Source organism: Kribbella speibonae, from assembly GCF_004331375.1.
Taxonomy (GTDB): domain Bacteria; phylum Actinomycetota; class Actinomycetes; order Propionibacteriales; family Kribbellaceae; genus Kribbella; species Kribbella sindirgiensis.
The window spans coordinates 458895-475301 of the sequence record NZ_SJKC01000007.1 but is presented as its reverse complement, the minus strand read 5'-3'; the positions used below and the strand labels follow the sequence as shown (position 1 = coordinate 475301).

The window sequence follows — 16407 nt, the reverse complement described above, 5'->3', positions numbered from 1 at the left end:
TGAGATGGATCAGTTCCGGTAGCGGAAGATGATGCGGCCCCGGTCCAGGTCGTAGGGGCTGAGTTCGACCAGGACGCGGTCCTCGAGGACGATCTTGATGTAGTTCTTGCGGATCTTGCCGCTGATGTGGGCGAGGACCTTGTGGCCGTTGCTGAGTTCGACCCGGAAGCTGGCGTTCCGGAGACACTCGACGACGATGCCCTCGACCTCGATACCGCCTGCTGCTCTGGGCATGTCAGACCGCCTTTCCCGGCCGGCGGACCAATTCCAGGGTGGTGCCCGTACGGCGCGCGCCGAGCCCCTCGAACAGCGCCAGCGCGGCCGTGTTGGTCTCGTCGACCTCCGCCGTGGCGGCTTCGAAGCCCCAGCTGTGCAGACCGTCCAGCACATGATCGAGCAGCGCCCGGCCGACGCCGTGCCGTTGCTCGGCCGCCAGTACGGCGACCAGCCCGATGCGCGGGCGCCGGGTCATCGTGGCGACCCGGACCAGTCCGACGTACCGGCCGTCCCGGACGGCGACCGTGTACTTCGACGGATCGATCGGCCTCGTACCGCCCTGCCAGGGCAGCACCTCCGCGGGCATCGTGTGCCAGCCGACAGCGGCGTCGACCTCGCCGCGAATCGCGCGGTCCAGCTCACGCAGCGGCGCCTCGTCGGCGGTCGTGATGACCACCCCCGACGGCACGGTCGCCCGGGACGGTCCGGTGGGTACCGCGAACTCGGCCTCGCGGCGCCAGGTCGCGAATCCCGCGAGTACCCAATTGGTCAGCAGATCACGGTCGGTCTCGTCGACCACCGTGTACTGGACCTGGTCGTGGGGCTGATCGGCCACCATGGCGGCGGCGAGCCGGTGGAAGACGGCATCACGCCAGGTGTCGATGCTGAGGAAGGTCCGCCCGTCGAGCCGCCGCGTCGCATGACCACGGCCGACGACCAGATCGTTCTCGATCGCGTGCCATTGGTTGTCGGCAACACGAGAGATCGTGAAACGCACAGTGTGCATAGGTGTTTCCTTTCGGGAGTCTCGTGGCGCTCCCGACGACACCTACGTCAATCGCCCGCCCGTGACCACGGGGAGGGGAGCACCCACAGCGCTACAGCGTTCATCGGGGCATCACCTCCAAGCCTGAATGTCACGGACCACGGCACCGTACCAACGGGCGGACCGCACCGGCCAGCCATTTACGTCACGCCGGTTGCCGGGCCGACTCGAAGAACGAGATCAGCTCGTCGGCGAGAGGGCTCGGGGCCACCAGCGGGGCGAAGTGGCCGGTGCCCGGCAGTTCGCGGACGTGTGCGTCGGCGACGTACCGGGCGATGTACTGTGCCGCGTCGGTGAACCAGCTGTCGAGCAGTGTCTGCCTGCCCCGGAGGAGCAGGACCGGTACGCCGATCGTCCTGAGTACCGCGGGATCGGTGGACCGGGGTCCCTCGTGGAGCGCGTCACCCTGGATGAACCGGAGCATCGCCGGGACGCAGCCTGCCCATCGCTCGACGAAGTTCGTCTCCGCCAGGGCAGTGATCTCCTCGGCGTTGCAGATCCACGGCACGAACGCGCGCATCGCGTCCACGAGCCGCCCGTCTGCGGCCGCCGTACCCATCCTCTGCGCCATGGCGAAGGTGCCGGCGCGGTCGTCTTCTCGCATCACCGACATCACACCCGGCTCGTACGCGGCCACGGCGGCGACTGCTCGGCTGTGTGTGGCCGTCCCGAGTACCCAAGCTCCGCTGCCCGACCAGCCGACCAGACAGACCGGCTCGCCGATGCTCTCCACGAAGGCGGTGACATCCTCCTCCAAGCGTGCGGGCGAGTGGTCCGGGTTGTCACCCGACAGGCCCCGGCCGCGGGTACTGGGCAGATAGCAGGTGAAGCGGTCGGTGAGATGGGGGAGGAGTGCCTCCCAGGCGAGGTCGCCGTCACCGATCCCGCCGTGGACCAGGACCAGCGCCGGCCCCCGGCCCTGTACTCGTCCGGCGATGTCAGTGCCGTCTGCGGAGACGGTTCGGTGGATTCGCTCGTCAGTCATGATGATCCCCTTCTGAACAGGTGCGTGTACGGCGACGCTAGATCGCGCGCGACCGTCCCGGCATCGGTGCGATTGACCATCTGCCGAGGGTGATCTACGCGGTTCTGCGTAGATCGACCGTCACCGACCAGCGGTCAGCCCGTGGTCGATGGCGTAGCGCGCCGCCTGGGTCCGTGAGGCGACACCGATCTTGTGGAAGGCGTTCGTCAGGTGTCGCGCGACCGTGCGGTCGCTGATGTGCAGCGCCCGGCCGATCTCCCGGTTGGAGCGGCCGTCGGCCACGAGTGACAGCACCTCGCACTCGCGGCCGGTCAATCCGTCGGGCGCGCCCAGGGCCTGGCGGTAGGCTCCCAGCCGCTCGAAGGTCGCCTCGGCCCGTGCGACCTCGGCAGCGGCAGACGTCTCGTCGCCGAGCGCCCGATAGGCGACCGCGAGCCGGACACAGACTGCGGCGGCGTCGTACGCCGCACCGAGTTCGTGCCAGCGCCGGCACGCGTCACGGAGTACCGGAAGCGCCTCCTCCGCGTGGTCCTGGGCCAGTAGCACCGCGCCGCGTGCCGCCGCCGCCATCGCCTCCAGCCCCGAGGTGCCGAAGGTCGCTGCCGTCGCGGTGAGCTCGGAGGCCGCGGACGACGCCTCCTCCAGCCGGCCCGCGGAGATCGCGATCTCAACGGCCGCGGCCCACAGCGGGGCCCGGCGCAGCGGGTCGGGGCCGGCCGCGGCCACGGCAGAGCGCACCGACGTCGCGGCGGCTGCGGGCTGGTTCTTCTGAAGCTGCAGCAGCGCGCGTCCCGGCTGCGGATCCCGCCCGCGGGCATGTGCTTCGTCGTACGCGTCGGCGGCGCTCGGATCGCCACGCAGCCGGCGTACCTCGGCCACGACGTACCAGGCCTCCGCGGCGTAGTCGATCCGGTTGGCGTCCAGGTCCGTCACGACCCGCAGCGCGGTTCGCTCGGCCTCGTCCCACTCGCCGCGGAGCAACTGGAGCTGCGCCCGGTGGACCGCGCACAAGCCCCCGAACGCGACGGCGGCGGGGAAGGTGGCCAGCCATTGCTCGGTCAGGCCGATCCAGCGGCTCATCCGGCGGATGTCGGCGACCTGGTGACAGGTCGCGACGGTGTGGCAGTAGAGAGTGCCCGACGCGAACGGGTCGAGCCGGCCGTCCAGGACGGTGATCATCGCCTCGTCGAGCAACCTCAGCCCGTCGGCCACCTGGCCGGACCTGATCAGGGCGCGGCCCTCGCCGTTCAGGCCCAGAGCCACCAGGTCTGGCTGGCCGAGCCTGCGGCCGAGGTCCTGTGTCCGGCGGGCCGCATCCGCCGCTGCCGCGGGCCGGCCTGCCTGCAGGTTCGTCTCCACCTCGGTCAGGTGCAGCAGGTAGCCGTGCACCTTGCACTCGGGTGCTCCCTGCAGCAGACGTCCGGCCCGGCCGATCCAGCCCATGCCCTGTGGCTCGTCACCACGTCCCAGGTGGAAAATGCCCAGCACCATGGCGGTCCAGGCGGCCTCGACCGGCCGGAAGGCGGCCAGGAAGGCGTCGCACGCGGCGGCGTTCAGCCGCAGGGTGTCCTCGATCCGGCCGAGCCACCAGGCGGCATCGGCGTACGCGGTGAGGTCGGTCGAGGTCAGCTGCTCGGTCGCGACCACGTCGAAGAGCGCCGCGGCGGTGGCCCAGTCCCGTGCCGTGTAGGCCTGCCGCGCCAGGGTGAGCTTGTCCGTGTGCTCGTCCACCCGTCGTGCCCCCTCGACTTACTAGCAGGCTACCTCCCGCGCAGATTTTGCGGTGTCGAACACGTGTTCTAATATGTGGTCATGGGGTACAACAACCCGCCGATCAAGTGGTCCGAGCTGGAGCGCAAGCTCTCGGACCGCTCGCGGCCGGGTAGTCATGGTGGGCGGCCGGTGACGGGGGACGGCGGTGACAGTCCGGCGTGGTCGCAGCATCGGGGGCCGTATGTGGCTTCGAAGGCCGCCCGGCCGGAGCATTCGGTGCCGTACGCCGAGCTCCACGTCCACTCGAACTTCTCCTTTCTGGACGGCGCCTCGCAGCCGGAGGATCTGGTCGAGGCGGCTGTGCGGCAAGGGCTGCACGCGCTGGCGCTGACCGATCACGACGGGTTCTACGGCGCCGCGCGGTTCGCCGAGGCCGCGGCGGCGTACTCGATGCCGACCGTGTTCGGGGCGGAGCTGTCGCTGGGGCTGACCGGCCCGCAGAACGGGGTGGCCGACCCTGAGGGCAGTCACCTGCTGGTGCTGGCCGAGGGGCAGGAGGGGTATCACGCCTTGGCCGGTGCCATCACCGAGGCGCAGCTTGCCGGCGGAGAGAAGGGGAAGCCGGTCTATGTCTTGGAGGAGTTGGCCTCGGTCGGTCGCGACTGGGTGATTCTCACCGGTTGCCGCAAGGGGCTGGTCCGGCAGGCGCTGGAGCTCGGGGGGCATGCCGACGGTCCGACGGCGGCCGGCCGCGAGCTCGACCGGCTGACCGCGCTGTTCGGCAAGGACCGGGTGGTCGTCGAGCTGATCGACCACCACGTCCCCGCCGACACCACGCGGAACCGGGTCCTGGCCGGCCTGGCCGCCGACCGCGGCCTCCCGGTAGTTGCCACGAACAACGTTCATTACGCGACCCCGGCCCAGCACAAGCTGGCGGCCGCGCTGGCCGCCGTACGGGCCCGTCGCGACCTGGACGCGATGGACGGCTGGCTGCCGTCGAGCGGGATGGCGTTTGTGCGCTCCGGGGCGGAGATGACCGCCCGCTTCCAGCGGTACGACGGGGCGGTGGCGCGCTCGGTGACGCTGGCGGACCAGCTCGCGTTCGACCTCGCCCGCGCGAAGCCGAAGCTGCCGTTGCGCGACGTACCCGACGGTCATACCCCGATGTCGTGGTTGCGGCACCTGACCTTCGAGGGCGCCGCGAAGCGGTACGGGACCCGCGAACAACGCCCGGACGCGTACGAGCGGTTGACCCGCGAGCTGGCCGTGATCGAGGAGAAGGAGTTCCCGGGGTACTTCCTGATCGTGGAGGACATCGTCCGGTTCGCGCACGACCACGGGATCCTCTGTCAGGGCAGGGGATCGGCGGCGAACTCCGCGGTCTGCTACGCGCTCGGGATCACCGCGGTGGACAGCATCCTCTACAACCTGCCGTTCGAGCGGTTCCTGGCCACCACCCGCGCCGAGGAGCCGGACATCGACGTCGACTTCGACTCCGGACGCCGCGAGGAGGTGATCCAGCACGTCTACTCCAAGTACGGCCGGCACAACGCCGCCCAGGTGGCGAACGTGATCTCGTACCGCCCGAAGTCCGCCGTCCGGGACATGGCCAAGGCGCTGGGGTACTCCGTCGGTCAGCAGGACGCGTGGTCGAAACAGGTGGACGGCTGGAGCCCGGAGATCACGTCGACCGAGCACGACATCCCGCCGCAGGTGGTGGGGATGGCGACCGAGCTGCTGAAGTTCCCGCGGCACCTGGGGATCCACTCCGGCGGGATGGTGCTGACCGAGCGCCCGGTCGGCGAGGTGGTGCCGATCGAGCACGCCCGGATGGAGAACCGCACGGTCCTGCAGTGGGACAAGGACGACTGCGCGTGGATGGGGCTGGTCAAGTTCGACCTGCTCGGGCTCGGCATGCTGGCCGCGCTGCAGTACTGCCTGGACATGGTCCGCGAGCGGATCGGGGAGTCGTGGGAGCTGCACACGATCCCGCGGGAGGAGGCCGGGGTCTACGACCAGCTCTGCCACGCGGACTCGGTGGGGGTGTTCCAGGTGGAGTCCCGCGCGCAGATGGCAACCCTGCCGCGGCTGAAACCGCGGCGGTTCTACGACCTGGTCACCGAGATCGCGCTGATCCGGCCCGGCCCGATCCAGGGCGGCGCCGTGCATCCGTACATCCGCCGCCGGACCGGGGAGGAGCCGATCACCTACCTGCACCCGAAGCTGGAGCCGGTGCTGGAGCGGACCATGGGCGTGCCGCTGTTCCAGGAGCAGCTGATGCAGATGGCGATGGCGGTCGGCGAGATCGACGGCGACGAGGCCGACCTGCTGCGCCGCGCGATGGGGTCCAAACGCGGTATCGAGAAGATCTCGTCCCTGAAGGACAAGCTGTACGCCGGGATGGCGGGCAACGGGATCACCGGGGAGCTGGCCGACGAGATCTACGCCAAGATCGAGGCGTTCGCGAACTTCGGGTTCGCCGAGTCGCACTCGATCAGCTTCGCGCTGCTCGTCTACTCCAGCACGTGGCTGCGGCTGCACTACCCGGCCGCGTTCCTGGCCGCGCTGCTCCGGGCACAGCCGATGGGGTTCTACTCACCGCAGTCCCTGGTCGCCGACGCCCGCCGGCACGGTGTCGAGGTACGCCGTCCGCACCTGGAGCTCTCGGGGGTCGACGCGGGGCTCGAGCTGCTGGTCGAGGGGCAGGAGCTGACTGGGCCGACCGGTCTCGACGCGTGTCTGGCCGATCCGCAGCCGTTGGTGGGTCCGTTCGATCCGCGGGCGCCGTTCGACACCACGGTGCACCGGAGGGACGGGGCGTTCGCGGTCCGGCTCGGGCTGGCCGAAGTACGCACCGTGGGGGAGAAGGGCGCGAAGCTGATCGTCGAGGAGCGGGATCGGGGCGGGCCGTTCACCGAGATGGCCGACCTGGTCCGGCGTACCGGGATCACCGCGGCACAGGTCGAGGCGCTGGCGACCGCGGGGGCATTCGACTGCTTCGGGCTCGACCGGCGGCAGGCCTTGTGGGAGGCGGGCCGGGCGGCCGAGGAGCGTCCGGGCCAGCTGGCCGGGATCACCGCGGCCGGCCCGCCGCCGACGCTGCCCGGGATGAGTGACATCGAGGCCGATATGGCGGATCTGTGGTCCACCTCGATCACCACCGACAGCCATCCGATGCAACGGGTCCGCGACCGGCTCCGCGCCGACGGCATCCTGTCCGCGGCCGAACTTCGCCAGGCCCCCGACGGCGCCCGCGTCCGGGTCGCCGGGGTGGTCACCCATCGCCAGCGCCCGGCCACCGCTTCGGGTGTCACGTTCATGAACCTCGAGGACGAGACCGGTATGGCGAACATCGTCATCACCGTCGGCTGCTGGCACCGCCACGCCGCCGTGGCCCGCAACGCCGCCGCCATGATCATCCGCGGCCGCGTAGAACGCGCCGGCGAGGTAACCAACCTCTCCGCCGACCACCTCCAACGCCTCCCCCTGGCCGCCCGCACCAAGTCCCGCGACTTCCGCTGACCTCGTGACAGTACGGTCTGGGGATGGATGTTGACTGGGGTGCTGAGGTGGTTGATCAGATCGACGCGCATTGGCAGGGGCGGCTGCGGCCTCGGCTGGAGGGGCTGAGTGACGAAGAGTATTTCTGGGAGCCGGTGGCTGACTGCTGGACGGTGAGCCGGCGTGGGCAGAGTTCGGCGCCGGTGTCGTTGGGGGCCGGTGAGTTCACGATGGACTATGCCGAGCCGCCGTACGAGCTGGAGCCGGTGACGACGATTGCCTGGCGGATGGCGCACCTGATCGGTGGGCTCGCGTCGACGAACGGGAAGCAGTTCGGAGGGCCGGCGGTCGGCGAGCAGACGTACTGCTACGCGGGGACGGCCGAGCAGGCGTTGCGGCAGCTCGATGCGGAGTACGCGGTCTGGATCGACGGCGTACGCACGATGGGTACGGCGGGACTCGCGGAGCCGCAGGGGGAGCCGGCCGCGTTCGCGCACGCGCCGATGGCTAAGAAGATGTTGTACACGAATGTCGAGCTGATTCATCACGGCGCGGAGATCTGTTTGCTTCGGGATCTCTACCTGCGTGTCGGATCGGCGGCGATCGGTTCGTAGTAGGGGTGAGTGGCCGACCTACTTGAGGAGCGCGTGATGACTGCTACCTATACGTTCGACGTCTTTTCCAGCCTCGATGGGTTCGGGGCGCACAGCGGTGACTGGGGTGGGTATTGGGGGAAGCAAGGGCCGGAGTTGCTCGAGCGGCGGCTGGGTTTGTATTCGGGGGAGTTGCGGATGGTGTTCGGGGCCACCACGTACAGGGCGCATGCGGAGATGCTGGCGGCGAGTGCCGAGGGCGACGAGGCTCGGGATGCATGGGTGACGCGGATGCGGGAGTTGCCGGCGACGGTCGTGTCGAGCACGTTGCGGGAGCCGCTCGACTGGCCGGATGCGACGGTGGCGAGCGGGGATGCCGTCGAGATCGTTGCGCGGCTGAAGGAAGAGTCCGATGTGCCGTTGCGGTCGCACGGCAGCTTGTCGCTGAACCGGGCGCTGCTGGCTGCCGGGCTGGTCGATCGGGTTCAGGTGACGGTGTTTCCGGTGATCACCGGCCGGACCGGGGTGGATCCGGTGTTCGGGGGCGCGGCCGACTTCGATCTTGAGCTGCTCGAGGCCCGCACCCTCGACGGCAACACTCAGGAACTCATCTACCGCCCGACCCTCCACCGGTAGCTTCGAGGGCCCGGCGCCGGGACCAGAAGGGGTTTGGATGGGGGAGGGCGACGGCGTAGTAGTCGGCGCGGGTGGACAGGTACGTGGTGCACTCGGCGTTGCGGGTGGACTCGTACGAGGTGAGCGGGCTGCGGTCGGCGGGGTGGGTGAGCAGGTGGGCGGCTGTTGTTGCGGCGGCTTCGGCGGTACGGAGGGCTCGGGGTACGCCGCTGCCTGAGATGGGGTCGACGGCGAGCGCGGCGTCGCCGACTGCGAGCCAGGGGCGGCTGTCACCGGGCCGTACTAGGCGATGGCTGGCTGCGGAGTACACCCGCGGACCTGTCGCCGGATGTACGGCGGAGTGCAGCCGGGGACCTGGCGCCAGGCGTACGGCGGAGTTGCCGTCCGGTGTGGTTGAGCGGAGGGCGGCGTCGACGCGGAGTGCGGTTGCGGTCGCGGATGCGAGGTGGGCACGCCAGGGCCTTGGGGCCGCGAGGTTGTGGCGGCGGCAGATGTCGGCGTCGGTCATGAACATGCCGACCATCACGTTCCCGGGAAGGGGTGCGGTGTACCACCAGCCGTCGGAGACCGACTCGATCAGCAGGTACTGCTCGGCGGTGACATCCACGCCGTTCCATTGGGCCGTGATCCCGACCAGGCGGTCGAAGGCGATACGCCGCGCGCCGAGCGACCGCCCGATGGTGGCCGAGCGGCCGGTCGCGTCGATCAGGACCCGGCCCGTGAGGCGACGGCCGCCGGAGCAGGTGAGTTGCCACAGGCCGTCGTACCGGGAGCCGACAAGGGACGTGCCCAACGCGACCGCCACTCCGGCGTCGACCGCCGCGTCAAGGAGCATCCGGTCGAAGAGCCGGCGATCGACATGCCACCCGCTGGCGTAGCCGTTCTCGAGATGCGAGTGCGCGGCCGGTTCCGTGCTGCTCCAGATGCTCCGGGTGCCCCAGGACGGCAACGGGCCCAGGGCAACGAACTGCCCCCAGACCCCGAGGTCCCGCAGCAACGGCTGGATGCTGGGGGCAAGCGTTTCACCGACCCGCGGACGATCGAAGCGGCTGCGTTCGAGTAGCGCGACGGAGAACCCCGAAGCAGCCAGTCGCAGGGCGGTCGCTGCGCCGGCGGGCCCTCCGCCGGCGACAACGACGTCGTACGTCGTAGACACGATCAGCAACCGCAACCGCGCAGGCACTTGCGAAGTGCGTCGAGGTCGAACCCGAGCCGCCGCAGCCGCTCGATCAGCTTCTCGTCGATGACCCCGTCCTTGAACAGGCAGGACAACCACTCGCAGAACGAGTCACCGCCAGAAGGAGTTGGTGGGTTGTCGCCGCCGCGCCACACGGCCGCGGTGAGCGTCCGTTCCCGCGTGAACGGCCGGCCCACGCGAGTACGGCCGCGGGCGCGTACGCGGATCCGGTAGACGCCAGGCAGCGTCGTACCGAAGGTCCCCGCGAACTCCCCGGGCCCAGCCGGAGCCAGGCTCAGCGTCGCCAACGAACCATCCGGGCGCGTGACATCGGCCCAGACCGACGGATCGCCGTCGACCGGCACGCCGGACTGAGTGAGCGTGGCCCGCACAGTCACCTCGGCGCCCGGCTCGAAGGATCGCTGGTCGGCCACGGCGCGCAGCGACACGTTCGAGTAGGAGTGCACCACCAGGCTGTACGGAAGGCCACGCCGTCCCGGCTGCTGCTCGTCCCCGGCCGGTTCGTTCGCGACCGCGAAGGCGCGCTCGAACTCGAACGGGCGCCGCGTGGGTGCGGCCGGTCGCATCGGCTGGTTGGCCCGGCCGCGGAGGATCGACAGGTCGACGCCATCGGAGTCATCAGGGGTCCTCCCGGTATGCGGCCGCCCGATCGTGAGTAACGCGTGCCAGGTCCCGGCCTGGTCGAAACGGCCCGGCCGGAGCTGGACGGGCAGGGTGATCCGGTAGTACGCGACGCCGTCGCCGGTCACGTACCGCATCGCCGGCTCGGCCTGCGCCCGCCACGGTTCGATCAGGAGACCGTTGGGTGTCTGGAGCCGGAAGTCGACGGCATCCGGACGAGGCGTCAGCAGTACGACGTCCACACCCGAGTCACCGTCCGAGAGCTGGAACGGGATGCGGTGCACCGCGCCGGGACTCAGCTCGCCGTCCGGGTCGAGCACCACCTCGGCGTTGCTGATCCCGGCCAGCACCTGCAGGAAGTACTTCTGCAGCAGGAACCTGTTGTCGGTGGTGATCGCGCCCGTCACCAGCAGGTACCCGCCGTTGTTGCCGGAGATCGTCTGCAGCGCGGGCACGCTGATGTTCTGCGGCTGACCGAGTCCGACGGCGTACGTGCGCTCGTTGATCTGCGCGGCGACGTCCGAGATCATCCGCGGACTGTTCTCGATGCCGTCTGTGAGGACGACCAGCGATTTCACGTCGTACGGCGGGGCCGCGTCGAGCAGCGCGCGGCCCTCGAAGATGCCGTCGCCGATCGACGTCGCGCCCTGCGGATCGAGGCCGGTGCCGTTGATCGTGTCGTGGGTCGCGTTGCGGTTCACGTCGGACAGCCCGCCCGCGCCGAGCTCGAGGACGGACTGCAACGGCTGCGCGTCCTCGTTGTACCGGACGATGCCGACACCGTCGCCTTCGAGCATCAGGTCGACGAAGATGTTCGCCGCCTGCTGCAGCGCCACGTGTTTGCTCTGACCGTCGCCGCGGTCCTCGCTCATGCTGCCCGAGCGATCCAGTACCAGCGCGGTGGCAGCCGTCGTACGCGCGACCGTGTTGCCGGTGACTGTCACGTCCCAGGTCTGGCCGGACGCGGCCTCGCGGACCGTGAGTACTTGCGGCGGGATGGACGACGGCGCCGTGCCGGTCCGGTACACGACCCACAACCGGGCGGTCGCCACGCCGTTTGGCGCGGTCGGGCCGACGGTGACCGACGTGGTGGCGGCCACCAGTTGCGGATGCGCCGGCGCACCTCCGGGGGCGTAGTCGAGCGTGACGGCGGACCCCGGCGACAGCACCTCGAAGCTGATCGCCAGCGCGGCCTCGCGCACCATGCCCATCGGCCCCTGCGGTACGTCGATGAAACGCAGCTCGGGGGTGAGCAGCGTGATCGACGACTCGTCGCAGTGCTCGACCTCGACGTGCTCGGCGCCCTGCTCGACGACGAACCCGAGCGTGTGCCACAGCGTGACCATGTCGTCCATGCTCGTGACGTCGCGATCCCAGCGACCCGGGCTGCCGGTGTCCTGCACGATCACGTCGTTCGGCCGCGGCACCGGCCACCAGTTGTCACCGCACGCCTTGAAGTCGGCGTGCCACGGCAACGCCATCGCCTGGCTGATCGTGCCGGCGGTGGACGAGATCCGGAACGCCGCGGTGTACGTCGTCTCGATGATCGGCCGGTCGCCCGCGGACAGCCCGCCGGCCTCGATCCCGGGGAAGAACGCGCCGCCGACACAGGCCTCGAGGGCCGCGCGATCCATGCCGTCCGGGGTCAGGTCGGTCTGCGGTTCCGGTACGCCGGCCCAGTCCGCCGTGTAGTTGCCGGCCTGCCAGCGCTGCATGTGCGCGTACTGCGTCGGCGTCAGCGCGGAGTCGCTCCCGTTGAGGGCAGGCATGTCGCCGGGCGGGTCGAGTCGCGCGAAGATCGCGTCGACGAGCGGCTGCGACGTCACCGGATCCGGCCAGCTGTGCGCGCCGAAGATCCCTTCCACCCACCGCATGTCGCGGGCGCGCTGCAGGATCGGATAGACGTCGTTCGTGTACGACGTCGTGGTCGGCGCGGGTACGTGTCCGAGGTCGATCATGTGCTGCAGGACCCGGTCGTAGAGCGTGGTCACGCTGTCCTGGTGCGGCGCGAACTTCGGCGGCGCGACGATCGCCCAGGCGCCCTCGACCGACGGCGTCGAGTTGTCCGAGCGCAAGGTGATCGTCGCCGTCACCGGTCCGTCCGACACGTCGTCGTACCAGCCGGCGTTGCCCCAGAAGCTGCCGATCACGTTGCCGGCCGGTGACGCGGCGGCGCCGTGCCCGCCGAGGACGAGCAGGTGGTTGTCGTCGTCGGTGCGGATCTCACCGAGTGGCACGGTCACCGGCGGTTGTCCGGAGAAGTCGATCGTGCCGGTGTCGAGGAGCTCGCGCTGATCGGGCCCGGTGAGGGTCCGCGCGCCCGGGTCGATCGTGAGCTGACCGGCGGGCTCGCTGTTGCCGCGGTTCGGGTGCGCGGCCTTGGCGTTCACCAGGTGAACGGTCCACGAGATCTCGGCGGCCGCGTCGTCGATCTCCTCGACGTTGCCGTCGTCGTGGTGCGCGAAGATCCGGAAGCGCGCCGCCTGCCGTTTGACGCGGCACTGGGCGTCCTTGAACCCGCCCGGTGGTTCCGGTCGTTCGCCGAGGTGCTCCGGTCCGACGAAGAACTCGTCCGGACTGTTGCCGACCCGGGCGATGCCGATCGCCGGATGGATCTTGTACGTCGTGGCCATTCTTTGCTCCCCCTAGTTGGTGCGTGGACGCGGGCCGCGGTCGAGCATGCGGCGGAGACGGCGCAGGACCTGGTCGGTGAACAGGCCGGCCAGGCAGCCGGTCAGGACGAGAACGGCGACCGCGGCGCTGGACGTGGTGTCGTCGCCGATGCTGAGCAGGCCGGTGTTGACGGCGATCACCGAGACCGAACCGAGCAGGGCGGACCACAGCGGGCGCATGACGTACCAGGCGACCGGATGATCCGGTGCGGCGTTGCGAGCGAACGCCATACTCTGCTGGATCACGCTGCCGACCGCCCCGGCGGCCGCGCCGACGATCAGCAGACTCATGTTCAGCGTGATCGCGAGGTGCGCGACCGACTGGCTGACGACCTGGTGCGGTCCGGCGGTCTCCTGGGCCGCGACGAGATGCTCCGCGAGCCCGTACGCCGCGACGAGACACGGCAGGGCGATCACGGCCTCGATGATGTTGATCGCGACGATCACCCGCCGCGAGTTCCGCCGTACGCCGATGGTGGTGCGCTTGCGTTGCGGCCCGACTGTGTTGCTCATGACAGTTCCCCCCCTACACAAACGGAGGCCCCCACGCCTCCCGCCGATACATTCGGTTCGAGGAGGCGACCCGGATAGGGTCGGTTCGTCGGCGAGTTGAGGGTGGTGGGTACGTGTACGCGTGTGTCGCGCACGGTGCGGGGGATCTGCGGGTCGAGGAGCGGCCGGACGTCGAGCCGGGGGCGGGGCAGGTCGCGGTGCGGATCGCGTACGGCGGGATCTGCGGGTCGGACCTGCACTACTACCACGACGGCGGGGTGGGGGACTTCCGCATCAAGCAGCCGCTGGTGCTCGGGCACGAAGTGGTCGGGCGAGTCAGCGCCGGCGACCTTCCGGCCGGCACGCCGGTCGGGATCCACCCGGCGACGCCGTGCGGTTCCTGCCCGGAATGTCTCCAGGACCAGCGGAACATCTGTGCCTACAGCAACTATCTCGGGAGTGCGGCGCGGGACCCGCACATTCAGGGCGGGTTCGTGCAGGAGCTGATCGTCCGTGCCGACCAGGTGCGGGTGCTACCGGAGGGGCTGGCGCTGCGCACCGCCGTACTCGCGGAGCCGTTGTCGGTGGCGATTCACGCCGTACGGCAGGCCGGCGAAGGCGCCGTGGACGGGAAGCGGGTGCTCGTCACCGGCGCGGGACCGATCGGGCTGCTCGTCGTGGCGGCGTTGCGTCGGTCGGGTGCGCGAGAGGTGATCGCGACCGATCTGCAGGAGGCGCCGCTCGCACTGGCGCGTGAGGTCGGAGCGACGCACACGATCCGCGTCGGTACGGCGGACTGGCCGGACGCGATCGACGTCGCGATCGAGGCGTCGGGTACGGCGGCTGGGTTGCGGACCTGTCTGGAGCGGGTCCGCCGGGGCGGCACCGTCGTACAGGTCGGATCGTTGCCAGGAGGCGACACCGCGTTCCCGGGGAGCCTGCTGATGACCCGTGAGCTGACGCTGACCGGTGCGTTCCGGTTCGACCACGAGTTCGACACCGCGATCGCGTGGCTGGCCGGCGGGCTGCCCGTCGACCCGATCGTCACGCACACGTTCCCGCTCGACGAGGCGCGCGCCGCGTTCGACCTCGCGACCGACCGCACCGTCGCGTCGAAGGTCCTGCTGGATCTCAGCGGCGATACACCGGCCTGAGGTTGCCGTCGGGGTCGACCGATTCGAGGATCGCGCCGGTGATCGCGGCAAGCTGGGTGATCTGCTCGGGCGTGAGTACGTCGATGACGTGCTGCCGGACCGTCTCGACATGACCGGGCGCGGTCGCGCGGATCTTCTTCCAGCCGGCCGCGGTCAGCCGCGCGTTGGTGGCGCGGGCGTCCTCCGGGCAGGGGAACCGCTCGACGATCCCGCGGTCCTCGAGGCGCTTCACCACGTGTGACAGCCGGGGGAGCGTGGCGTTGGTCCGCTGCGCCAGCGCGGTCATCCGCAGTGTCCGCTTCGGCGCCTCGGACAGCATCGCCAGCACGTAGTACTCGTAATGGGTCAGCTCGGCGTCCCGTCGCAGTTGCGAGTCGAGGACACCGGGCAGCAGTTCGAGAACGGCGGCCAGCCGCACCCAGGCCGTCATCTCCGCGTCGTCCAGCCACCGTGTGCTCACGGCACCATCCTAATGGTTGTAGCTACAACCATTCTGCGCTATCGTGATGATTGAAGGTACAATCAAAAGGAGCGGGTATGACGCACGTCAGCATCATCGGCAGCGGGAACATGGGACAGGCGATCGCGGCCGTCGTCGCCAAGGGCGGCAACACCGTCGAACTGTTCAACTCCACCGACAAGGACAAGCCGGTCACCGGTGAGGTCGTGATCCTCGCGACGCCGTACCCGGCCTTCGGTCAGGTGCTCGCCGACCGGGCCGATCAGCTGGCCGGCAAGGTCGTCGTCGACATCAGCAACCCGCTGAACTTCGAGACGTTCGACTCGCTGGTGGTTCCCGCGGACGGTTCCGCGGCCGCCGAGCTGGCCGAGCAGCTCCCGGACTCCAAGGTGCTGAAGGCCTTCAACACCAACTTCGCCGCCACGGTCGCCACCGGTAAGGCCGGCGACGCGCCGACGACCGTCCTGGTCGCGGGTGACGACGCCGACGCGAAGGCGCTGCTGGTGGGCATCGTCTCCGCCGGCGGTCTGCAGGCCGTCGACGCCGGCTCGCTCAAGCGCGCCCGCGAGCTCGAAGCGGCCGGCTTCCTCCAGTTGACACTCGCCGTCGGCGAGAAGGTCGCCTGGACCGGCGGATTCAGCCTCAACTAACGCAGAAGAGCGAGGCGGACGCCGAGTCCGATGAAGATGCCGCCGGTGGCGGTGTCGATCCGGCGCCGGGCGGTACGCCGGGTGCGCAGCCAGTTCCCGATCCGCCCGGCCAGCAGGCCGACCGTCCCGTCGACCAGGAACTCCAGGACGATCAGGATCGCCCCGAGCACCACGAACTGCAGCCACACCTGACCCCGCGACGGCACCACGAACTGCGGCAGGAACGCGATCGTGAACGTGACCATCTTCGGGTTCAGCAGGTTCGTGGTCAGCCCGGCGAGGTAGGCCTTCCGCCCCGACATCGCGGCCTGGCCGGCCGGCGTCTCGTCGACGGGATCGTTGCGGTGCCGGATCATCTGCACACCGAGATAGACCAGGTACGCCGCGCCGACGATCCGCACCGTGGTGAACGCGACCGGCACCGCCGCGAACAACGCGGCCAACCCGGCCGCGGCCACCGCGACGTGCACCGCCTCACTCGTCGCGACCCCGGCCGTCGCCAGCAGCCCGGCCCGCGGCCCGCTGCGCATCCCGCAGCCGAGGATGAACAGCATGTCCGGTCCGGGCGTGACCATCGCGATCGTCGTGGTCAGCAGGAACGCGAGCAGAAGGTGCTGATCGATCGGCATCCTCCGATCGTCGCACGGGACGCCGACCACATGCTGGCAAGCGCTTACCCATGAGATCGGT

At 70.0% G+C, this 16407-nt stretch carries 14 protein-coding genes; 5 read left to right on the top strand and 9 right to left on the bottom strand.

All coding sequences use genetic code 11. The features are described from left to right. Positions 1 to 9 precede the first annotated feature (9 nt). From infA to E0H92_RS45365, 4 genes are all read right to left on the bottom strand, one after another. On the bottom strand, positions 10 to 234 hold the full coding sequence (gene infA, locus E0H92_RS38910; RefSeq protein WP_131294988.1) for a translation initiation factor IF-1: 225 nt from the start codon (positions 232 to 234) through the stop codon (positions 10 to 12). Between the two features lies 1 nt (position 235). Then, positions 236 to 1003, bottom strand: coding sequence for a GNAT family N-acetyltransferase (locus tag E0H92_RS38905; RefSeq protein WP_131499812.1), 768 nt, complete (start codon positions 1001 to 1003; stop codon positions 236 to 238). 184 nt (positions 1004 to 1187) lie between these two features. After that, positions 1188 to 2027 (bottom strand): alpha/beta fold hydrolase, encoded by an 840-nt coding sequence (locus tag E0H92_RS38900; protein WP_131499811.1) that lies wholly within the window; start codon positions 2025 to 2027, stop codon positions 1188 to 1190. Positions 2028 to 2147: 120 nt separating this feature from the next. Continuing rightward, positions 2148 to 3758: a helix-turn-helix transcriptional regulator gene (locus E0H92_RS45365; RefSeq protein WP_131499810.1), complete on the bottom strand. Its 1611-nt coding sequence runs from the start codon at positions 3756 to 3758 to the stop codon at positions 2148 to 2150. A gap of 81 nt (positions 3759 to 3839) precedes the next feature. Here E0H92_RS45365 and E0H92_RS38890 point away from each other — a divergent pair, with 81 nt between their 5' ends. Genes E0H92_RS38890 through E0H92_RS38880 form a run of 3 tightly spaced genes read left to right on the top strand, consistent with a single transcriptional unit; the run spans position 3840 to position 8470 of the window. After that, positions 3840 to 7262 (top strand): error-prone DNA polymerase, encoded by a 3423-nt coding sequence (locus tag E0H92_RS38890; RefSeq protein WP_131499809.1) that lies wholly within the window; start codon positions 3840 to 3842, stop codon positions 7260 to 7262. A gap of 23 nt (positions 7263 to 7285) precedes the next feature. Next, on the top strand, positions 7286 to 7855 hold the full coding sequence (locus tag E0H92_RS38885; RefSeq protein WP_131499808.1) for a DinB family protein: 570 nt from the start codon (positions 7286 to 7288) through the stop codon (positions 7853 to 7855). Between the two features lie 36 nt (positions 7856 to 7891). After that, on the top strand, positions 7892 to 8470 hold the full coding sequence (locus E0H92_RS38880; RefSeq protein ID WP_131499807.1) for a dihydrofolate reductase family protein: 579 nt from the start codon (positions 7892 to 7894) through the stop codon (positions 8468 to 8470). Here E0H92_RS38880 and E0H92_RS38875 read toward each other — a convergent pair. The 3 genes from E0H92_RS38875 to E0H92_RS38865 are packed head-to-tail and all read right to left on the bottom strand — an operon-like array spanning position 8442 to position 13474. Next, positions 8442 to 9653, bottom strand: coding sequence for an NAD(P)/FAD-dependent oxidoreductase (locus E0H92_RS38875; RefSeq protein WP_165550232.1), 1212 nt, complete (start codon positions 9651 to 9653; stop codon positions 8442 to 8444). The genes E0H92_RS38880 and E0H92_RS38875 overlap by 29 nt on opposite strands. Then, a complete protein-coding gene (locus E0H92_RS38870) occupies positions 9629 to 12922 on the bottom strand; it encodes a LodA/GoxA family CTQ-dependent oxidase (RefSeq protein WP_131499805.1) in 3294 nt (1097 codons plus the stop codon). The genes E0H92_RS38875 and E0H92_RS38870 overlap by 25 nt, the downstream gene beginning before the upstream one ends. 12 nt (positions 12923 to 12934) lie before the next feature. After that, positions 12935 to 13474 (bottom strand): hypothetical protein, encoded by a 540-nt coding sequence (locus E0H92_RS38865; protein WP_131461040.1) that lies wholly within the window; start codon positions 13472 to 13474, stop codon positions 12935 to 12937. Positions 13475 to 13587: 113 nt separating this feature from the next. On the opposite strand from E0H92_RS38865, the gene E0H92_RS38860 reads away from it, so the two are divergent. Continuing rightward, positions 13588 to 14607: an L-idonate 5-dehydrogenase gene (locus E0H92_RS38860; protein WP_131461041.1), complete on the top strand. Its 1020-nt coding sequence runs from the start codon at positions 13588 to 13590 to the stop codon at positions 14605 to 14607. Here E0H92_RS38860 and E0H92_RS38855 read toward each other — a convergent pair. Further along, entirely contained in the window at positions 14585 to 15067 is a 483-nt protein-coding gene (locus E0H92_RS38855) for a MarR family winged helix-turn-helix transcriptional regulator (protein WP_202874046.1), read from the bottom strand. The genes E0H92_RS38860 and E0H92_RS38855 overlap by 23 nt on opposite strands. A gap of 77 nt (positions 15068 to 15144) precedes the next feature. Here E0H92_RS38855 and E0H92_RS38850 point away from each other — a divergent pair, with 77 nt between their 5' ends. Next, positions 15145 to 15717: an NADPH-dependent F420 reductase gene (locus tag E0H92_RS38850; protein WP_131499804.1), complete on the top strand. Its 573-nt coding sequence runs from the start codon at positions 15145 to 15147 to the stop codon at positions 15715 to 15717. Here E0H92_RS38850 and E0H92_RS38845 read toward each other — a convergent pair. After that, complete coding sequence (locus tag E0H92_RS38845) at positions 15714 to 16346, bottom strand: LysE family translocator (protein ID WP_131499803.1); 633 nt, start codon at positions 16344 to 16346, stop codon at positions 15714 to 15716. The two genes, E0H92_RS38850 and E0H92_RS38845, sit on opposite strands and share 4 nt — an antisense overlap. Positions 16347 to 16407: the final 61 nt, after the last annotated feature.

What these genes read in the sequence shown, in the direction of transcription:
- E0H92_RS38850 (WP_131499804.1), top strand. Translation starts at nt 15,145, where the DNA reads ATGACGCACGTCAGCATCATCGGCAGCGGGAACATGGGACAGGCGATC.
- infA (WP_131294988.1), bottom strand. Translation starts at nt 234, where the DNA reads ATGCCCAGAGCAGCAGGCGGTATCGAGGTCGAGGGCATCGTCGTCGAG.
- E0H92_RS38900 (WP_131499811.1), bottom strand. Translation starts at nt 2,027, where the DNA reads ATGACTGACGAGCGAATCCACCGAACCGTCTCCGCAGACGGCACTGAC.
- E0H92_RS38845 (WP_131499803.1), bottom strand. Translation starts at nt 16,346, where the DNA reads ATGCCGATCGATCAGCACCTTCTGCTCGCGTTCCTGCTGACCACGACG.
- E0H92_RS38905 (WP_131499812.1), bottom strand. Translation starts at nt 1,003, where the DNA reads ATGCACACTGTGCGTTTCACGATCTCTCGTGTTGCCGACAACCAATGG.
- E0H92_RS38890 (WP_131499809.1), top strand. Translation starts at nt 3,840, where the DNA reads ATGGGGTACAACAACCCGCCGATCAAGTGGTCCGAGCTGGAGCGCAAG.
- E0H92_RS38885 (WP_131499808.1), top strand. Translation starts at nt 7,286, where the DNA reads ATGGATGTTGACTGGGGTGCTGAGGTGGTTGATCAGATCGACGCGCAT.
- E0H92_RS38870 (WP_131499805.1), bottom strand. Translation starts at nt 12,922, where the DNA reads ATGGCCACGACGTACAAGATCCATCCGGCGATCGGCATCGCCCGGGTC.
- E0H92_RS38865 (WP_131461040.1), bottom strand. Translation starts at nt 13,474, where the DNA reads ATGAGCAACACAGTCGGGCCGCAACGCAAGCGCACCACCATCGGCGTA.
- E0H92_RS38880 (WP_131499807.1), top strand. Translation starts at nt 7,892, where the DNA reads ATGACTGCTACCTATACGTTCGACGTCTTTTCCAGCCTCGATGGGTTC.